Annotated in this window: 13 protein-coding genes; 9 read left to right on the top strand and 4 right to left on the bottom strand. The window is 73.2% G+C overall.

What is annotated here, in order from left to right; all coding sequences use genetic code 11:
• Nucleotides 1-71: 71 nt before the first annotated feature.
• Nucleotides 72-929, top strand: coding sequence for an alpha/beta fold hydrolase (locus ACZ6B8_RS08895; RefSeq protein WP_471606742.1), 858 nt, complete (start codon nucleotides 72-74; stop codon nucleotides 927-929).
• Between the two features lie 169 nt (nucleotides 930-1,098).
• On the opposite strand, the gene ACZ6B8_RS08890 is transcribed toward ACZ6B8_RS08895, so the two are convergent.
• A complete protein-coding gene (locus ACZ6B8_RS08890) occupies nucleotides 1,099-1,782 on the bottom strand; it encodes a DUF4232 domain-containing protein (protein ID WP_471606741.1) in 684 nt (227 codons plus the stop codon).
• Nucleotides 1,783-2,369: 587 nt separating this feature from the next.
• On the opposite strand from ACZ6B8_RS08890, the gene ACZ6B8_RS08885 reads away from it, so the two are divergent.
• Nucleotides 2,370-3,215 (top strand): alpha/beta fold hydrolase, encoded by an 846-nt coding sequence (locus ACZ6B8_RS08885; RefSeq protein WP_471606740.1) that lies wholly within the window; start codon nucleotides 2,370-2,372, stop codon nucleotides 3,213-3,215.
• Between the two features lie 325 nt (nucleotides 3,216-3,540).
• Nucleotides 3,541-4,509 carry a DUF3500 domain-containing protein gene (locus tag ACZ6B8_RS08880; RefSeq protein ID WP_471606739.1) on the top strand — a complete coding sequence of 323 codons (969 nt, stop codon included), beginning with the start codon at nucleotides 3,541-3,543 and terminating at the stop codon, nucleotides 4,507-4,509.
• Nucleotides 4,510-4,667: 158 nt separating this feature from the next.
• On the opposite strand, the gene ACZ6B8_RS08875 is transcribed toward ACZ6B8_RS08880, so the two are convergent.
• Nucleotides 4,668-6,335, bottom strand: coding sequence for an amidase family protein (locus ACZ6B8_RS08875; RefSeq protein WP_471606738.1), 1,668 nt, complete (start codon nucleotides 6,333-6,335; stop codon nucleotides 4,668-4,670).
• 698 nt (nucleotides 6,336-7,033) lie between these two features.
• Here ACZ6B8_RS08875 and ACZ6B8_RS08870 point away from each other — a divergent pair.
• Nucleotides 7,034-8,362, top strand: coding sequence for a hypothetical protein (locus tag ACZ6B8_RS08870; protein ID WP_471606737.1), 1,329 nt, complete (start codon nucleotides 7,034-7,036; stop codon nucleotides 8,360-8,362).
• Here the strand turns inward: ACZ6B8_RS08870 and ACZ6B8_RS08865 are convergent.
• On the bottom strand, nucleotides 8,359-10,503 hold the full coding sequence (locus ACZ6B8_RS08865) for an AAA family ATPase (protein WP_471606736.1): 2,145 nt from the start codon (nucleotides 10,501-10,503) through the stop codon (nucleotides 8,359-8,361). The genes ACZ6B8_RS08870 and ACZ6B8_RS08865 overlap by 4 nt on opposite strands.
• A 466-nt stretch (nucleotides 10,504-10,969) precedes the next feature.
• On the opposite strand from ACZ6B8_RS08865, the gene ACZ6B8_RS08860 reads away from it, so the two are divergent.
• The 4 genes from ACZ6B8_RS08860 to ACZ6B8_RS08845 all read left to right on the top strand — a co-directional run bounded on the left by ACZ6B8_RS08860 (nucleotide 10,970) and on the right by ACZ6B8_RS08845 (nucleotide 16,715).
• Entirely contained in the window at nucleotides 10,970-12,862 is a 1,893-nt protein-coding gene (locus ACZ6B8_RS08860; RefSeq protein ID WP_471606735.1) for an ABC transporter ATP-binding protein, read from the top strand.
• The gene (locus tag ACZ6B8_RS08855) at nucleotides 12,862-14,739 is read left to right on the top strand and encodes an ABC transporter ATP-binding protein (RefSeq protein ID WP_471606734.1); all 1,878 of its coding nucleotides are present in this window, start codon (nucleotides 12,862-12,864) and stop codon (nucleotides 14,737-14,739) included. Before ACZ6B8_RS08860 ends, ACZ6B8_RS08855 begins: the two co-directional genes overlap by 1 nt.
• A gap of 598 nt (nucleotides 14,740-15,337) precedes the next feature.
• The gene (locus tag ACZ6B8_RS08850) at nucleotides 15,338-15,712 is read left to right on the top strand and encodes a PRC-barrel domain-containing protein (RefSeq protein WP_471606733.1); all 375 of its coding nucleotides are present in this window, start codon (nucleotides 15,338-15,340) and stop codon (nucleotides 15,710-15,712) included.
• Nucleotides 15,713-15,923: 211 nt separating this feature from the next.
• Entirely contained in the window at nucleotides 15,924-16,715 is a 792-nt protein-coding gene (locus ACZ6B8_RS08845) for a class I SAM-dependent methyltransferase (protein ID WP_471606732.1), read from the top strand.
• Between the two features lie 91 nt (nucleotides 16,716-16,806).
• On the opposite strand, the gene ACZ6B8_RS08840 is transcribed toward ACZ6B8_RS08845, so the two are convergent.
• Entirely contained in the window at nucleotides 16,807-17,016 is a 210-nt protein-coding gene (locus ACZ6B8_RS08840) for a hypothetical protein (protein ID WP_471077760.1), read from the bottom strand.
• 381 nt (nucleotides 17,017-17,397) lie between these two features.
• On the opposite strand from ACZ6B8_RS08840, the gene ACZ6B8_RS08835 reads away from it, so the two are divergent.
• Nucleotides 17,398-18,504, top strand: a complete 1,107-nt coding sequence (locus ACZ6B8_RS08835) for a MalY/PatB family protein (RefSeq protein WP_471607176.1) — start codon at nucleotides 17,398-17,400, stop codon at nucleotides 18,502-18,504.
• Nucleotides 18,505-18,532 lie beyond the last annotated feature (28 nt).

Here is an 18,532-nt window from a genome sequence, read left to right as displayed (position 1 = left end):
CGTCTAGGAAGCGGTACGACGGTTACCTATCGTCATGTGGTCACCAATGGTAACCACTCGGAGGAGCCGTCGTGCCCGCCACCACCGCACCCCACCTGCGTCGCATCGCGACGAACGGCGTCCAGCTCAGCGTCGCGATCGCCGGGGACGGGCCTGCCGTTCTCCTGCTGCACGGCTTCCCGCACACCTGGCGGCTCTGGAGCGGCCTCATGGGCCGGCTGTCCGGGCAGTACCGGCTCATCGCCCCGGACCTGCGCGGCGTCGGCGCCAGTACACGCGCCGTCGAGGGGTACGACGCCGGCAGCATCGCCGCCGACCTCGAAGGGCTGCTCGACGCCCTCGACGAGCCATCGGCGGCGGTGGTCGGCATCGACGCGGGAACCGCCCCCGCCGTCCTGCTCGCGCTGCGCCGACCCGCCCGCGTGCGGCGGCTCGTCGTGATGGAGGCGCTGCTCGGCCGGCTGCCCGGAGCGGAGAATGCCGTCGCGGGCGGCGCCCCGTGGTGGTTCGGCTTCCACGCCGTGCCCGGTCTCGCCGAGACCGTCCTGGCCGGCAACGAGGCCGCGTACATCGACTGGTTCCTGGATGCGGGGACGCTCGGGCGAGGAATCCCTGACGACATTCGTGCGGCCTTCGTCCACGCCTACACCGGCAGTGAGGCCCTGCGCTGCGCGTTCTCCTCCTACCGGGCCCTGCCCACCAGCACGCGGCAGATCGAGGACGCCGTCGCGACGTCCCGGCTGACCATGCCCACCATGGCCGTCGGCTCTCATCCCGTCGGCACCGGGCTGGAACGCCAGCTCCGCCCCGTCACCGATGACCTGGTCGCTCATCACCTCCAGGACTGCGGTCACATCATTCCCCTGGACCGCCCCGACGCGCTGCTCGCGCGCCTGGCTCCCTTCCTCGCCGCCGATCGGGCGAAGTGACGGGAGTGGGAGTGGGGCGGACGTCGGCCTGCGCCCGTGCGGAACGAGCGTGCCTACCTGGCCGTCCGATCACCACCGGGCCGGCGCTCGACCGGTCGCGCCGTCGTACGCCGGACGCCGCTGCGGCGCCGACGCGTCGAGGCGCCGACGCGTCGACTACGCGTACGGGTCAGCTCGCCCCGCCCTGGCCCGCGCTGCCGATCGGGCCGACCTCGACCGCGGAGCCGCCGCCCTCCGTGACGGGCAGCGTGGCGGCGCCCGGCCACTCCAGGGAGAACGATTTCGTCTCGTTGGGCGGGGTCACCACAAGTCCCGTGATCTTGACACCGGAACCGCCCGAGTCGTTCATCGGGTAACTGATGTTGAAGGACACCGACTTACCGCTCCTGAGGGTCATCGGCTGGGCCTGCTGGCCCGTGCGCTTGGCGGACAGGTTCCCCTCGCTGGTCTTCAGGTCGATGCCCGCGTACGCGGCCAGCGTGCAGTCCTTGCCGCCGTTCTCGAACGTCACCGCGACCGAGCCCTTGTGGTCACCGTCGATCGTCGTGTCCGACGCGGTGATGTTCAGGTCATCGGTGTGGCACGCGCCGGACTTGGCGTTCGAGCCGGAGCCGCTCCCCGCGCCCGACGAGGCCGACCCGCCGGATCCCTTCCCGGCGGAGTCCTGCCCGCCCGACCCCTTGCCCGCCGAGTCCTGGCCGCCGCCCTGGTCCGAACCGCCGCCCGAGGAGGACCCGGCGCTCGCGGACGAGGCATCGCCGTCCGCCGTCACGTCATCACCGTTGCAGGCCGTGAGAGACAGGCTCGCGGCAACGGCCAGGGCGGCGAAGGTGGTGAGCTTACGAACACGCATCGGATTTCCTCAGTCTCAGTCTTGGGGGTCTTGGGGGTCTTGGGGGTCTCGGTGGGAGGCGCCGCCGCTCGGTCGGGCCGGTGCGAGTCGGTACGGGTCGGCACGAGCGAGCGTTACTGACCAGCAGGAGCGGTCCGGCCCAGCGGGACGTTCCGCCCAGCTCCCCGCCAAGACATTCCTGTTACACGCACGAGCCGGCCCGACGAGCGCCACCGCCGACCCCGCCACCGGAACCCCGACCCACGCCCGAACCCCGCCACGCCTCGGCCGCACCCCCGCTGGACCTCCACTCGCCCTAGGGAAACCCCGCTCGAACACGGGTACGCCCCACCACGCCGGGGCACACCGCGAGCCGGCCCGAGGCCGCAGTTCCCGTGCGTCCCGAGCCCCGCTCCCCGCTCGTACGCGCTCACCGTCCGCTGGGACAGACCCGTGACCCGGCGGATCTTGACCGTGCCCGGCGGAATACTCTCCTCGCGCCCGCCCGGAAGGGTGCGGCGACGCGAGTGACGAGCGAGCGTCGGCTCAACGACGAGAGAGGGATGCGTGAGCGATGAGTTCGGGCGGCGCAACCGGTCTGTCCTGGTATGACGCGCATCATCAAAGCCAATGACATCGCCCTGGGCATCGAGTCCTTCGGTGCCGAGGACGCGCCGCTCGTCCTGCTCGTGGGCGGGACCACGATGCTTTCCTGGCCCGACGCGCTCTGCGCGCGCCTCGCCGCCGGCGGGCGCCACGTGATCCGCTACGACCTGCGCGACAGCGGGGAGTCGACGACCACGGATCCGGAGGCACCCGCGTATACGCTGCGGGACCTCGCTGCCGACGCGGCGGCCCTCGCGGACGCGCTCGACGGGGCGCCCGCGCACCTCGCGGGGATCGGCGTCGGCGGGATGGTCGCCCAGGTGGCCGCGCTCGACCACCCGGACGCGTTCTCGGCGCTCACCCTGATCGGCACCCGCGCGGTGGCCCCCGGCCCGCCCGACGACGACCTCCCCGACCACGACCAGGCGACGATGAGCCGGCTGTTCGCCGAGCCGATGCCCGACTGGACCGACCGCGCGGCGGTCGCGGAGTTCACCGCCGCCGGGGCGGAGGTCCTCGGCGACGACCCGGTCGCGGCGCGCGCCACCGCCGAGCGCGTCTGGGACCGTACGCCCGGCACGGCACCCGCCGTACAGATGGCCAACCATATGGGCATGGTGTTCTCCCGGCTCGACTGCACACCCCGCTGGCGCGAGCGTCTGCCGGAGATCGAGGTCCCCACGCTCGTCGTGCACGGCCGCCGCAACCGTTTCTTCCCCGTCGGCAACGGCGAGGCGATCGCGCGCGAGATCCCCGGGGCCCGGCTGCTCGTCCTCGACGAGGCCGCCACGACGATCCCCGACGCGGCGGTCGGCGAGGTCGCCGAGGCGATGCTCGCGCTCGGTTAGCCGGTACGGCCCGTATACCCCGTCTATCCCGTACAGCCCGTCTATCCCGTACAGCCCGTACACCCCGTACAGCCCGACCGGAGGGCGCACCGCCATCAGCACCGCCACGCGGCGCGCGGACCCGGGACCGCGGCCGTCCGGGTCGGTCAGCACGCCGGGCGTCGCGCTGCTGCCCCCTCCCCCGAAACGGGCCCAAGTACGACGCGGTGACGTGCCGCGGGGGTTCGTTTCGGGGATCGTGGGTGGCTACGAACGTGGCGGAACGTCGGCGTGGACGTGGGCGTCGACGACCGCTCGGGTGCGGTGGCGGCGGGAGGAGTTGCGGATGGGGTCGTTTCTGGGGCGAGGGAGCGCCGTGGGGATGCGGGACGCCGCTCGTGCACTGGTGGCCGTGCTCGATCCGGAGCAGGTGCGTGAGCTGCGCGCGGGGCCCGCTCGGCTCGACGCGCCCGAGCTGCGCGCCTGGACGTACCTGCCGGGGACGCGGCCCGGCCTCTCGACCGAGGGGTTCTCCGAGCCGCAGCGCGAGGCCGTCGACGCGCTGCTGGGCGCGGCACACGGCGCGGCGGGGGCCGAACTGGCCCGTGGGGCCATCGAGGTGGAGCGCCACCGTCGCGCGACGGCGGGAGGCACGGGCGGAGACCGCTACTGGCTGCGACTGCTGGGCGACCCGGACGGCGACGCCCCCTGGAGCTGGCGGATGAACGGCCACCACCTCGCTGTACACGTGCTCGTCACGACCGTCGGCATCCGTGTGACCCCGCACTTCATCGGTGCGGAACCGGCCCGTATCGAGCAGGGCCCGCAGGCCGGCCGTCGACTGCTGGGCCTGGAGGAGGACTTGGCCCGGGAGCTGGTCACGGACCTGAGCGCCGGACGAGCGGCCGAAGCCGTCTTCGCCGCCGCGCCTCCGGACGACATTCTGACCCGCGACGACCCGTTCGCCGATCCGGCCCTGCTGCCGACCGGTCTCTCCTACGGCGACATGACGCCCCATCAGCAGCGGCTGCTCGAACGTCTGGTGCGCCGGTACCTCGACCGCGCGCCCGCCGCGTACGCAGCGGAGTGCTGGTCCGACACCCTCGCGCACGGTCTCGGCGCCCTCTCCTTCGCCTGGGCCGGCGGTCGCGCACCCGGCGACCGCCACTATTACTGCGTCCGGGCCCCGGACTTCCTCATCGAGTACGACAACACCCAGGACGGCGGCAACCACGCCCACTCGGTGTGGCGGCACGTCCGCCACGACTGGGGCGCCGATCTGCTGCGCGCGCATTACACCGAGCTGCACGGGTGACGCGGCCCTCGGGTACCGGATTCAGGCCCCGCCTTGCACAGGCCCAAGAGAGGCGCATCTCGCCTCCCGCGTACGACCACGGACTCCGGGAGCTCCAGGAGCCTCGGGCCGAGGGCGCCCTCCTCGGACGAGAGGGCGCCCTCAGCAGGCCCCTCGCGTCAGCGCTTCGCGCCCTCCCCCACCGTCGGCAGATAGCGCGGCGCGCGCCAGGCCTTCAGGCGGTGCTCCACCGCCGCCCCGAGCGACAGCAGCTGGGCGTCGTGGCGGTCGCCCGCCATCATGAGCAGGCCGACCGGCAGTTCGCCCACGGTCCCCGCCGGGACCGAGAGGGACGGGTACCCGGCGACCGCCGCCGGCGTGGAGGACGGGATGACGTCGTTGTCGCCACGCGCGCAGTCGGTCGTCCACGCGGGGGGATTCGTGGGCGCGGCGATGGCGTCCAGGTGGTGGGTCGCCATCGTCTCGTCGATGGAGCGGCGCGACAGATCCTTCAACTCGGCGCGCATCGCACGGTACTTGGGGTCATCGGTCGACGGGGCGGCGAGTGCCTGCTCGAAGAGCTCCTGGCCCGCGAAGCAGGTCCGCTCCTCCGCGTGGGTGCGGTTGAACTCGATCAGCCCGGCAAGGTCCTTGGGTCCCTTGCGCGAACCGAGGTAGGCGTCGATGTCGCGGTGGAACTCGCTGAGCAGCGCGGGGAATTCGAGCTCGGCGAGCCGCGTCTGGTACGGGGGCGTCACCTCGACGACCGTCGCCCCGGCCGCCCGCAGCTTCTTCGCCGTACGGGTCATCACCGCGTCGACCTCGGGGCCGAGGGACGGCAGCCGCCACAGGCCGATGCGCTTGCCCCGCAGATCGCCACCGAGGCCCGCCGCCGCGCCGGCGCCCCGCGCAACCTGCGCACCCGAGCCGCCCGTTCCGGTCGCTGCGGTCGTTCCGGTCACGTCACCCAGGCCGGCCACGTCCATCAGATCGGCACGCGCACTCTTGTCGCCGCTCAGCACGGCGAGCGTGAGCGCGGTGTCGACGACGTTGCGGGCCATGGGTCCGGCCGTGTCCTGTTCGGCGGAGATCGGCACCACGCCCGACTGGCTGACCAGGCCGAGGCTGGGCTTGTGGCCGACGACGCCGTTCATCCCGGCCGGGCACACGATGGAGCCGTCCGTCTCGGTGCCGATGGCCACCTGCGACAGGGACGCGGCGAGCGCGGCGGCGGAACCGGCGGACGAACCGCAGGGGTTGCGGTCCAGGACGTAGGGATTGTTGGTCTGCCCGCCCACCGCCGACCAGCCCGATGTCGGCTTCGTGGCGCGGAAGTTGGCCCACTCGGACAGGTTGGTCTTGCCGAGGATCACCGCACCGGCCTCGCGCAGCCGGGTCACCAGTGGGGCGTCGGTGCGCGGCGGGCTCCCCGCGAGGGCGAGCGAGCCCGCCGTCGTCGGCATGTCACGGGTGTCCACGTTGTCCTTGAGCAGGACGGGAATGCCGTCCAGCGGACCGAGGGTCTTGCCGCGCCGGTGCCGGGCGTCGCTGGCGGCCGCCTCGCGCAGAGCCGCCGGGCTCGTCCGCAGCACCGCGTGGATCGCGGGATCGATGTCCTTGATCCGTCGCAGATACGCCCGGGTCAGCGCCGCCGAGGTCAGCGAACCCTTGCCCATGCGCGCCTGCAGTTCCGGGATCGTCACGGTGTCGAGGTCGACCCCCGCCACCCGAGGTAAGGCGGTCGGCGGCGACGCGTCGTCGGCGCCGTGCCCGGCGGCTCGCGCACCCGCGTTCGGTACGCCCGTCAGAAGGGACCCCGCGACGAGGGCGGCGGTCATTGCAGCCATGCTCTTCTTCCCCATGCGGGTCAGCCGACTACACCGACCGCGTCCGGCGCAAGGGTGTCCGGGGCACACTTGAGGGTCGCCTCGCGCGGGAGTGACGCGTGCGTGACATCGGCGTGCGGTTAGGGTGATCGGTCGATGGCGTCAAGCCGACTCACAAGCGGACTCAGGAGGGGCAACAGTGCGGGCCGAACCCCTGCCGATACGTGTCCCCGTCGGGGCCGGGTCCGCACGGTGGACCAGCCGCGCGGCCCAGCGCCGGGTCCTGCTGGTGGTCCACAACGTCACCTCCGCGGGCCGTCTGCTGGACGTGCTGCCCCTGTTCCACGACGACTTCCGCGTACAGCTCCTGGTCACCTCGACGGGGTCCTCCGCCTTTCAGGCCGGGATCGATGAGCTCTTCGCCGCGTGGGGGCTTCCGGTGCTGCCGTGGGAGCAGGCGCTCGCGACGCCGGTGGATCTCGCCGTCTCCGCCAGCTTCGGCGGTCAAATCGCCTCTATTCAGGGCAAGTTGACGATTATCTCACATGGAGTGGGATACACTAAGAAACTGCCCCAGCCGGGAGCCGGGAGCCGGGAGCCGGGAGCCGGGAGCCGGGAGCCGGGAGCCGGGAGCCGGGAGCCGGGAGCCGGGAGCCGGGAGCCGGGAGCCCACGTTCGGTCTGTCGGCGGAGTGGCTTCTCGCGGACGGCAAACCGTTCATGGACGGGCTCGTCCTGTCGCACCCGGAGCAGCTGGAGCGGCTGTGGCGCGCGTGCCCCGAGGCGGTCGACGTCTCCGTACTGGCCGGCGACCCCTGCTTCGACCGCATGCTCGCGGCGCGCCCGTACCGCGACCGCTTCCGCCGAGCCCTCGGCGTACGGCGAGGCCAGCGACTCGTCGTCCTGAACTCCACCTGGAACCCCGAGGGATTCTTCGGCAGCGGCAGCGGCAGCGGAAACGGCGGCGGTGACCGTGACGACCTCTTCCCCTCCCTCCTCCCCCGCCTCACCGCCGAGTTGCCCGCCGACGACTACCGGATCGCCGCCGTCCTGCACCCGAACATCTGGTACGGGCACGGCCCCGGCCAGGTCCGCGCCTGGCTGGACCGGGCCCGCCGCGCCGGGCTGACCCTGATCGACCCCGCCCACGCCTGGCGGCAGGCCCTGCTGGCGGCCGACGCGGTGATCGGCGACTTCGGTGCCGTCTCCTACTACGCGGCGGCTCTGGGCCTCCCCGTGTCCCTGGCCGCCACCGGCGAGCAGCGGCTCGACCCCGAGACGCCGCTCGCCGCGTTCGTCCGGGACGCGCCGCGGATCGATCCGCACGGTCCGTTGCGCCCACAGGTGGAACAGCTCTTCGCCGGACACCATCGGTCCGCCGAGCCGACGAGATCCGCCGTGAGCCCTGCCGACCCGGCCGAGTTCGTCACCTCGGCCCCCGGCTCCTCGGCAGCGCTGCTCCGCCGCCACTTCTACGCATTGATGGACCTCCCGGAGCCGGCCGCCCCCGCCCTCCTGGAACCGCTGCCCCTCCCCCCGTACGACCCGCCACGTCGGACCGCTCCCCTCCGCGTCCTCACACGTGTCGACGGCGCGGACGTCGTGATCGAACGGTCCACCGAACTCGGCTGCGACGCGCACGGCGACGCGCACCTCGCCGTGCACGAGGAGACCCGGGACCCGGGCACCCTGGAGTCGGCCGACGTCATCGTGGGTGACGGCGCCCCGGACGACCCGCGTCTCGGCGGGCCGGAGGTGTGGACGGCCGAGGTGCTGCGGCGGCACGCGCACTGCTCGGTCGCCGCGTACGTCAGCGGCCCGGACGTCTGCACCGTGCGCAGCCGGGAGCACGGCCTGTTCCGCCTGTCCGCGGGGCCGGATGCGGACGCCGATCCGGCGGCGTACGCCTCGTCGCTGCACGCGTGGCTGACGGGCGGCGGCAGCGTGCCGCCCGTCGGCGGCACGCTCCGCGTGCACGTGGCGGGCGGCACCCACCCGGTGGCCGTGGAACCGGTCCAGGACCGGTCCGACGTCCGATGGAACGCCTAGCCCTCGTCCTCACAGCGCTGCCGCAGTCCCGTGAGATACCGCAGGTGCGGAGTGGCGGCCGGGGTGAGCAGGACCTCCGCCTCGGTGATCTTCGTCAGCGCCGCGGTCCGTTCGCCCGACTCCATGAGCGTCTCGGCCAGATCCGTGAGCGCGCGGGCCTGGTTGTACCCCTCGCCCCGCTGCTCGAAGAACTCCGCCGCGGACTCCAGCAGGCGCCGGGCTTCCGCCGTGCGCCCCATGCCCCGCAGCGCACGCCCTTGATGGCGTCCGGCCAGCGCGAGGGCGCGCGGGACGTCCTCCGCGCCCTCCTGACCAGCCTCGATCCGCCGGTAGATGCCTTCGGCCTCGACGAACCGCTCGTACGCGGGCTCGTACCGCCACTCGTAGAGGTTCAGCAGGCCCTGCAGTTCGACGGAGGACGCCTCGCCGCGCAGGTGGCCCGCCGCGCGCTCGCAGTCGACGGCGGCCCGCGCCGCACGGCCCGCCTCCTCCCACCGCTTGAGCTCGCCCAGGCAGTGGCCGAGCTGGAAGTGGAGGCCCGCCGCCGTGCGGGAGCGCGGCTCGTGCAGGTCGGCGCACCGTGCCGCCGTGCGCAGCGCGGGCAGCACCTCGTCCCAGTGGCCCGCCTTCAGCTGCAGCGGCCACAGGGCGCGGGCCAGCCGCAGTGCGGTCGTGACGTGCTGGTACTCCTCAGCGATGGTCACCGCGCGGACCAGGTTGCCCACCTCGGCCGCCAGCGCCGCGACGCCCTCCGCCTCGTCCCGGCACGGATTCCCGTCCCGCGGCGCGGGCTCGGTGCGCCAGCTCTGGGGCAGCGCCGCGTGCGCCGCGTACAGGGCACGGTTCAGGAGGGCGTCCAGTACGCGTGCCACCGCGGCGGAGCACTCGGGAACGCCGTGCTCCGGGGCGGCGGTGTCGGCCAAGTACCGCGCCACCTCGGGGCGGAAGCGGTAGCGGTCGCCGGTCAGGGGCTCGACGAGCTGGAGGTCGGCCGCCGCCTGGAGCATGCGGTCCGCCTCCTCGGGCGGGACGCCGGCGGCCGCGGCCGCGAGGCGAGCGTCGACGGAGGGCCAGCCGCCCAGTGCCGTCAGCCGGACGAGCCGGGCCGCCGTCGGTCCGAGCCGGTCGCAGGCCTGCCGGACCGCGTGGCGCACCGGATCCGCTCCCGAACTCCCGTCCCGCAGCGCCGCCTCGGCCTCGTCCGCCGCCTGCGCCTGACGCGCTTCCTCGGCCAGCAGGCCCAGCGCCTCGGTCTTCAGCGCGAAGGCGTTGCCCGCGCAGTGTTCCAACAGCCGCGGCATGCGCGTCCTGGCCCGCGCGACGCCGTCCCGTCCGGCCACCTTCCGGAGCAGTTGCGCGGCGTACCGGTCGGTCAGGGCGGGGACGGGTACGCGTTCGGCCTCCAGAGCGAAGGGCCGGCCGGACACGACCACCAGCAGGAAGACGTCGGGGGTGGCCGGGACCAGGTGGCGGACCTGGGCCACGGACGAGGCGTGGTCGACGACGACCAGGGCCCGGCGGCCCGCGGTGAGGCGCCGGTAGAGCTCCTCGCGGCCCGGCGCGGTGGGCGGCGTCTGCTCGGGGGTGACGCCCAGCTGCCGGAGCAGGAGGAGCAGTACGGTGGCGGGGTCCGGGCCGTGTCCACCCGGCGCGTCCCGCAGGTCGACGTAGAACTGGCCGTCGGGGAAGCGGGCGTGGAGCTCGGCGCCCAGGCGCAGGGCCACCGCGGTGGTGCCGGCCCCCGGCGCCCCGTGGAGCAGCGCGACCCGCGGTCGTCCGGCGGCGGGGCGGGTCGCCTCCCGTTTCAGCTGCCGCAGGACCTGCTGACGGTTGGTGAAGTGCCGTGTGGCGGGCGGCAGTCCGCGGGGTGGGGCCAGGGTCGGGCTCTGCTCGGGGGCACTGCGGACGAGCAGAGCCCATTCACGCGCCCGCGACGGGTCGTCGCCCAGTCGTGCGTGCACCTGGCCGGCCAGCGCCTGCCACCCTTCGGGCCCCGCCGGTTGCGGGGCTTCCCGTCCCAGGGTCCGGCGCGCCAACGCGCCGGTGGAGAGCAGCAGTTGTTTGCCCATCTCGCCCGCCGCGCCGTTGCCCGCGGCGGTGAGAAACGCGGTCAGCGCACTCAGCGCCACCACTTCCAGCACGTCGGCCCCTCCCCTGGTCACCGTTCCGACTTCGCCGGACTGTACCGCCGCGAGCGAGAGCCGCGGAAACATTTGAGTCGGCGTCAACTCGGCTCGGAGCGGGCGCCCGTGCGGGGCTCAGCGTCCTGCCACGTGGAAACCCTCGCACATGGCCGGCGATGTGCCACCCCCATTCGGCGAATTCAATTTCGACGAACGCCCTTTTTCGCCGCCCGATAGCGGCCTTTTGTTTTCGCGTGAAAAAGCGTAACTTCCGTGCCACGGACCGGCCGAGATCTGATTGCGTTCCGGTGAATTCAGCTGCCGCGCCCCGCACCTCACCGCGCCGCAGGTGTTTTCTTCCTGCGCTCTCCGCAGCGTCGAATGGAGACAGATTCCGGAGCGTCCTCCGGAATCCCGGTGTACCGCTCACCCCGCCACGCACTGCATCACGGCCGAAAAGACGCGCCACCGAGAAGGAGAGCCGATGACAGCCCAGACCGTCCCGGACGGAGAGAATCCGGCCGGCGTGACCGCCCCTCGTCCGCGATCCGGGCAACGCCCGCAGTCCCGGCGCGATGGGGATCCCCGGCCCACTTCGGACACCGTGCCCCGCTGGCTGCTCGCCCGGATGCGGCCCTTCAGGCCGCACATCGCGCTGTTCCTCCTCGGCAGCCTGGCCTGGCAGGCACTGACCGCCGCCATCCCCCTGGTCACCGGCCTGGCCTTCGACGCCGTCCTCGATCAGGACGGCGCCGGGCCGGCCGACTTCGGCACCTTCCACGCCCTCGTGGCCGGGCTCCTCGCCCTCGTGGTCGTCCGGGCGCTGGGCGGCATCATGGCCACGTACTGCCTGGAGTCGTTCGCCAGCGGTCTCGAACGCGACGCGCGCGCCCAGGTGTTCGGCGGTCTGCTCCGCAAGGGGCAGGCCTACTTCGAGCGGCGGCGGGTCGGCGATCTGTCCGCCCGGGCCACCGGTGACGCCGAGGCGCTCAACCTGATGGTGTCGCCCGGCTTCGACCTGGCCGTCGACCTCGCGCTGAACATCCTGATGCCGATCGTCTTCATCGCCCTGGTGGATCCGCGGCTGTTGCTCTCCCCCGTCCTCTTCGTCCTGCTCTTCGCGGTGGCCCTGGCCGAGCACGGGCGGCGGCTCCAGCCCGTGTCCGACCTCGCGCGCGAGCGCTTCGGCGACATGACGGCGCAGGCCTCGGAGAGCATCGCGGGGATCGAGGTGGTGGCGTCGACCGGCGGCACCGATCAGGAGCGCCGCCGGTTCGCCGGGCCGGCCGAGGCCTACCGCGACGCCTCCGTACGGCAGATCCGCGCCCAGGCGCTGGCCCTGCCGCCGCTGCTGCTGACCCTCGCGACCGTCGGCGCCCTCGCGCACGCCGTGCTCCTGCTGCGCGAGGGCTCCCTGAGCATCGGCGAACTCGTCGCCGTCCTGGGCCTGATGGGCACCCTGCGCGCCCCGACCCAGCTGGCGTCCTTCAGCCTCGGCCTGATCCACCTCGGCCTGGCCGGGGCCCAGCGCATCAAGGAGGTCGTCGACGACCCCGAGGGCGAGGACGAGCCGGGCGGCCTACACGTCGCCCCCGTCGTCGGCGATGTCGCGATGGAGAACGTCACCTTCGGATACGACCCCGAAGAGCCGGTGCTGCGCGACGTGTCGTTCCGGGTGGCCGCCGGCACCACCGTGGCCGTCGTCGGCGCCACGGGCAGCGGCAAGTCCACCCTGCTGCACCTGTTGAACCGCACCTACGCGCCGGACGAGGGGCGCGTCCTGATCGACGGTGTCGCCACCACCGACTGGGACACCGGCGCGCTGCGCTCGCGCGTCCGTGTCATCGAGCAGGACGTGGTGCTGTTCTCCCGCTCCATCGCGGAGAACATCGCCCTCGGGGCGGACGAGGTCGCCGACCGCGCCCGCCTGGAGGCGGCGGCCCGTATCGCGCAGGCGCACGACTTCATCATGGCGACCGAGCACGGCTACGACACCGTGGTCGGTGAGCGCGGCGCCACCCTCTCCGGCGGACAGCGCCAACGGATCGCCATCGCACGGGCGTTGGTCGCCGACCCGCGGATCCTCGTGGTCGACGACGCGACCAGCGCCGTCGACGGCGCCACCGAGTACGAGGTGCGGCGCGCCATGCGGCAGGCCTCGAACGGGCGCACCACCTTCCTGGTCACTCCCCGGCTCTCCCGCGTCCGGGCGGCCGACCACATCCTCGTCCTGGACGCCGGTCGCATCGTCGCCCAGGGCGGGCACGAAGAGCTCCTGCGGGACTGTTCCCCCTACCGCCGGATCTTCGCCCCCTATCCGAGCGGCCCGGCACCCGCCGGCCGGGACACGGCGGGCGCCGCGGAGGAGAGCCACTGATGGCCCACCTGCTGGAAGGCATCGAGCCACAGGACGGCACCGAGCCGCAGGAAGGCGCCACACTTCGGGAAGGCACCGAACCGGAGGGCCCCGACCGGCGCTACGGCGACCGCCAGCTGGCCCGTCGCATCGCCCCGTACTTCCGCGGCAGAGGCGCCGCGGTGGCCTTCGTGACCCTTGCCGTGACCGTCGCCGCGACGGCGGGAAGCGCCGTACCGCTGCTCCTCGCCCGCACCGTCGACTCGGCCCTGGAGGACGACAGCGATGGCCGGCCGGCCCTGCTCGTCGCGGCCATCCTGGTCGCCGGCGTCGTCTCCTGGCTGCTCACGCTGGTGCAGGAGCGCGTGACCGGAACGCTGGCCGGTGACGTGGTGCTCCAGCTCAGGGAACAGGCGTTCGCCGCGGCGATGCGCCAGGACATGGCGTTCCACGACGCCCACCCCACGGGTGTGGTCGTCAGCCGCGTCACCAACGACACCCAGGCGTTCGCCACGCTGGTCGGCCTGGTGCTCGGTCTGCTCGGCCAGGTCCTGATGATCCTCATCCTGCTGACCGCGCTCTTCGTGATCAATGTGCCGCTGGCCGTGGTGACGGCCTCGGTGGCCGCGGTCATCGTCGCCGTCAGCCTGGTCTTCCGGCGCGCGGCGCGCAGCGCCTCGCTGCGCCGGCAGCAGGCGCTGGCCGAGGTCAACGGATACGTCCAGGAGACGCTGCGCGGCATCGCCGTGGCGCGCAACCACCGCCATCAGGAAGCCGCGCGGGCCGGCCTCGACGAGGTCGACCGCCGGTGGTTCCGGGCCAGTGTGCGGCTGAACCGCCTCTTCAGCGGCATCTTCCCGCTGCTGATCTCCCTCACCGGCCTGGGCACGGTCGCCGTGGTCCTGGTCGGCGGCCACGGCGTCGACGCGGGCTCGGTGTCGGCGGGCGAGTGGGCGCTGTTCCTGGAGGCCCTGGCCCTGTTCTGGTCGCCGCTCACCGGCATCGCCTCCTTCTGGAGCCAGCTCCAGCAGGGCCTGGCCGCGGGCGAGCGGGTCTTCGCGCTCGTCGACCGCGAGCCCACGGTGCGCCGGCGCGGCCGGGTACCGGTCCCCCGCCTGCGCGGCGAGATCACCCTGCGCGACGTCCACTTCGGCTACGACCCCGACCACCCCGTCCTGGACGGCCTCGACCTCACCGTCCCGGCGGGCCACACCGTCGCACTGGTCGGCCGCACCGGCGCCGGCAAGTCCAGCGTGGTACGGCTGGTCATGCGCGCGTACGAGTTCCAGAGGGGAACGATCGAGGTCGACGGTCTGGACGTGCGGACCCTGGACCTGGCCTCATACCGGCGCTGCCTCGGCGTCGTGACGCAGACGCCGTTCCTCTTCTCCGGGACGGTGGCCGACAACATCGCGCGCGGGCGGCCGGGGGCCGGACGGGACGAGGTCGAGGCCGCGGCGCGCGCGGTCGCCGGCGGCGACTGGCTGGACCAGCTCCCCCGGGGCCTGGACACCCCCACCGACGAGGGCGGCCGCAACCTGTCCACCGGGCAGCGCCAGCTCGTCGCCCTCGCGCGTGTCTACCTGCAGGACGCGCCGGTACTGATCCTCGACGAAGCCACGGCCGGCATCGACCCGTTCACGGAGGCTCAGGTCCAGGAGGGCCTGGAAACGCTCACCGCGGACCGTACGACGCTCGTCGTCGCCCACCGCCTGCCGACGGTGCGGAAGGCGGACACGATCGCGGTCGTCGACCGCGGCCGGATCATCGAGCGGGGCGACCATGCGGAGTTGCTGGCACGCGGTGGCGCGTACCGGCGCCTCTACGACCGGTACTTCCGGCATCAGGAGCCGGAGACGGATGAGGAGGCGGCCGGCGGTACGGACGACGGTGGTTGAGGTGTTGGCGGTACGGATTTTGGCGGTACGGACGCTGGCGGTCGGCCACCCCGGCGACCCCTGCCCGGTGATGCCGCCCGCCGTCGCCCCTCACGCCGCCTCGCCACGGCGGGCCTCGGCCGCCGACCTCCGGCGGCCCAGACGTTCCTGCGCGGAGACGAGGCGCAGGTGGCGTCGATGGCGGCCGGAAGGTGGCGGTGCCTCCCCTTTCAACCGGTCCTCGACCCGGTCCATCCCGATCAGCAGAAGTCCCATGACCGGCAACAACAAGAGCGCGACAACTAGCATCTGCGGCAACCTCCCCGCGGCGTCCCTTGTCGGCTGCCCCGCTCGACCACCTTCACGGGCCCCGAGATGTGAAGGTCCAGCAACGCCTCGACCGCACCCGTCCGCCCTGCCCTCAACCTCGCGTCAACGGCGCTCCGTTGGCGTCACCCTGAGTCAAGGTTTCATCGGTGCCCACGCGGACATGTGGTCCTCACCGCTGGTCGGCACGGCACATCCGTCGCCGACACGGCACATACGCGACACACGAGACACGCGACGTACACACCGCACAACAGCCGGATGCCGCCCGCGGCGGAGAGGATCAGAGCAAATGACCGACAGCCTTCAGGACGCCGGGGCCCCGAGCCGGGGCGTCTCCCCCGCCGACCTCGTCGGGTACGAGGTGGAAGCGAGTGACGGCTCGATCGGAAAGGTGGACCCCACCGCGGAGGAGGTGGCGCCCGACCACCTCGTCGTCGACACGGGCGGGGCGCTGCTGAGCAAGAAGGTCCTGCTCCCCCTCTGGGTCGTCGCGCACGTCGACCACGGCAACGGGACCCTGCACGTGCCCCGCACGAAGGAGCACGTCAAGGCCGCGCCGCGCTTCGACAGGGACCTGCGTGTCACCGACCCCGGCTACCGGGCGCAGATCGACCGGCACTACCTCGACGAGCCCGGCGCCCAGCTCGACGAGCCCGGCGCCTGACGGGCCGGGCTCGGGGCCCCGGCGCCCGAGGTCGGGGCCGCCCCCACCTCCGAACATCCAAACCAAGGGTGGCATATGCCGCCCTTTTTGGCTGATAGCCCAAGCATGAGCAAGGCACCTATGCGTTTGCGTGCCGCAGATGCAAGATGGATGTCGTCGTTCGGGGTGCGGATGCCGCCGCCCCGGCCAGGCCCGAAAGGCGAGGTCCCCCATGGTCATGCGCACCCACGACGGCACCACCGCAGCGGTCGGCGCCGCAGGCGTCGGTCACGGACCGGCCGGGCCGGGATCCGGCGCCCGGCGCCGCCCCGACGAGCGCATCGCGCGCGTCATCGCGCAGGTCCTCGGGGACGCGCGCAGCGTCCTCAACGTCGGTGCGGGCACGGGATCGTACGAGAACGCGGCGCACATGGTCACCGCGGTCGAACCCTCACCGGCCATGCGCGCCCGCCGCCCCGCACGGCTCGCCACCGCCATCGACGCCGTGGCCGAGGACCTCCCCTTCGCCGACGGGCAGTTCGACGCGGCGATGACCCTCTTCAGCGTCCACCAGTGGTCCGACGTCGAGGCCGGGCTGCGCGAGATGCGCCGCGTGACGCGCGGCCCGGTCGCCGTACTGACCTGCGACCCCGCACGCGTGCGCGACTTCTGGCTCTACGAGTACGCCCCGGACGTCCTCGACACCGAGGCCCGGCACCACCCGCCCCTGGACCGGCTCACGGCCGCACTCGGCGGCGACGTCACCGTTCAGCCGGTCCCGATCCCGCTGGACTGCACGGACGACTTCAACGAGGCCTACTACGGCCGCCCCGAGCTCCTCCTCGACCCCGCGGCCCGCCGGGCCTGCTCCGCCTGGAGCTTCATCGACGACCGGGCCCGCCAGGACTTCGACACCTCCCTGCGCCGCGCCCTGGGCTCGGGCGCGTGGGACGAGGCCTTCGGCCACCTCCGCGGCCGCGCGACCTACGAGGGCTCACTGGTCCTGCTGTGCGCCACCCCGTGAGGGGAGCGCGTCCCCGTACGGCACGGGCGCGCCCGTCGCATGAGGCGGGGTCGTCACCTCATGCGGCGGGCGCGGGGCGGGAGTTGATTCGTCAGCGCTCGTCGTGTCCGGCGTCGGACACGGTCGAGTGGACCGGCCTGGGGTGTTGGGGAGGATGCGCGGCGTTGCTGTCGTGACCGTCGACGAGCCACGCGCCGGCCAGCAGGCCCACGACGAGCAGGACCAGGTGCCGGTTCCTCTTCCACCACGAGGGCGAGTTGGGCTTGGACAGAACGTATTCAACACGCACGGGCTTCGACACGGTGTTCCTCCTTCACTTGTCGACGGGGCATGGCCGGGGCAGGCCAAGAGGCCATAAATGGAAGGGAGTTGGCGGACGCGAGCTCACGCCCCGGAGCGGGAGTCCCCGTGACCGCCGGTACTCAAGTGTGGAATACGAGCGGCCCCGGATTCCACCGGATTACCCCCGGCAGGGCTCCGGAGCGCCCTTGACCGGGCCGGCACGGGCAGCGCGGGAGCCTCCGCCCCATACCCGAACACGCCTTCTCTGCCTACGCTCCCCTCCATGGATTCCTCGGATCACTCGCCGCGCCGCCTCGACCCCGCCGCGTCCGGCGGCCAAACCGTCCCCGGCAATCCGCTGCGGCAGCTCTCCCTGGAGCAGTTGCGGAAGCGTACGAGCATGAAGTGGCGGGCCCATCCGGCCGACGTCCTGCCGTTGTGGGTGGCGGAGATGGACGTGCCGCTCGCCGAGCCGGTGGCGCGGGCGATCCGGGAGGCGGTGGAGCGCGGGGACACCGGGTATCCGGCGGGGACCGGCTACGCCGAGGCGTTCGCGGAGTTCGCCGCGCGGCGCTGGGGCTGGGACGGTCTGGCCGTCGACCGCACGGCGATCGTCCCCGACGTGATGCTCGGCGTCATGGAGATGCTCAAGCTGGTCTCCGGCCCCGGTGACCCCGTCGTGGTCAACTGCCCGGTGTACCAGCCGTTCTACCAGTTCGTACGCAGCGACAGCCGGCCGGTCGTCGAGGCGCCCCTGAACACGACGGGCAGGATCGACTTCGCCGGCCTCGCGGACGCCTTCGGTGCGGCCCTCGCCCGTGGCGGACGGCCGGTGTACCTGCTCTGCAGCCCGCACAACCCCACCGGGACGGTCCACACGGCCGCGGAACTCGCCGAAGTCGCCGGGCTGGCGCGGCACTACGGCGTCCGGGTCGTGGTGGACGAGATCCACGCCCCGATCGTGGCCGAGGGCACCCGGTTCACCCCGTATCTGAACGTGCCGGGCGCCGAGGACGGCCTGTCGCTCCTGTCCGCGTCCAAGGCCTGGAACCTGGCCGGCCTCAAGGCGGCCGTCGCCGTCGCGGGACCGGCGGCCGCGGACGACCTGGCCCGCCTCCCCGAGGAGGTCGGTCACGGCCCCAGCCACCTCGGCGTCCTCGCCCACACCGCGGCCCTGCGGGAGGGTGGCGCCTGGCTCGACGCGCTCCTGGCCGGACTGGACGAGAACCGCCGCCTGCTGGACGAACTGCTGCGCGAGCACCTGCCCGCCGTACGTCACCGCCCGGGCCAGGGCACCTATCTGGCCTGGCTGGACTGCCGCGGACTCGGTCTCGGCGACGATCCCGCGGCCGCCTTCCTGGACCGGGGCCGCGTGGCCCTGAGCCACGGCCCCGATTTCGGCACCGGCGGCGCGGGCTTCGTCCGCCTGAACCTGGCCACCTCCCCCGAACTCCTCACGGAGGCCGTCCACCGCATGGCATCGGCCGCCCGGCCGCGGCGCCCCTGAGCCGTGCGCCCCAACACGGCCGCGCCCG

The organism is Streptomyces sp. NPDC041122 (assembly GCF_055592445.1).
Note: the sequence above shows the minus strand (reverse complement) of the source record. Positions and strands in the feature narration are given on the sequence as shown.

Bases quoted from the DNA above. Each gene is read 5' to 3' on its own strand.
- ACZ6B8_RS08890 (WP_471606741.1), bottom strand. From the start codon at position 1,782: ATGCGTGTTCGTAAGCTCACCACCTTCGCCGCCCTGGCCGTTGCCGCG.
- ACZ6B8_RS08885 (WP_471606740.1), top strand. From the start codon at position 2,370: ATGACGCGCATCATCAAAGCCAATGACATCGCCCTGGGCATCGAGTCC.
- ACZ6B8_RS08880 (WP_471606739.1), top strand. From the start codon at position 3,541: ATGGGGTCGTTTCTGGGGCGAGGGAGCGCCGTGGGGATGCGGGACGCC.
- ACZ6B8_RS08875 (WP_471606738.1), bottom strand. From the start codon at position 6,335: ATGGCTGCAATGACCGCCGCCCTCGTCGCGGGGTCCCTTCTGACGGGC.
- ACZ6B8_RS08870 (WP_471606737.1), top strand. From the start codon at position 7,034: ATGGACGGGCTCGTCCTGTCGCACCCGGAGCAGCTGGAGCGGCTGTGG.
- ACZ6B8_RS08860 (WP_471606735.1), top strand. From the start codon at position 10,970: ATGACAGCCCAGACCGTCCCGGACGGAGAGAATCCGGCCGGCGTGACC.
- ACZ6B8_RS08855 (WP_471606734.1), top strand. From the start codon at position 12,862: ATGGCCCACCTGCTGGAAGGCATCGAGCCACAGGACGGCACCGAGCCG.
- ACZ6B8_RS08850 (WP_471606733.1), top strand. From the start codon at position 15,338: ATGACCGACAGCCTTCAGGACGCCGGGGCCCCGAGCCGGGGCGTCTCC.
- ACZ6B8_RS08845 (WP_471606732.1), top strand. From the start codon at position 15,924: ATGGTCATGCGCACCCACGACGGCACCACCGCAGCGGTCGGCGCCGCA.
- ACZ6B8_RS08835 (WP_471607176.1), top strand. From the start codon at position 17,398: ATGAAGTGGCGGGCCCATCCGGCCGACGTCCTGCCGTTGTGGGTGGCG.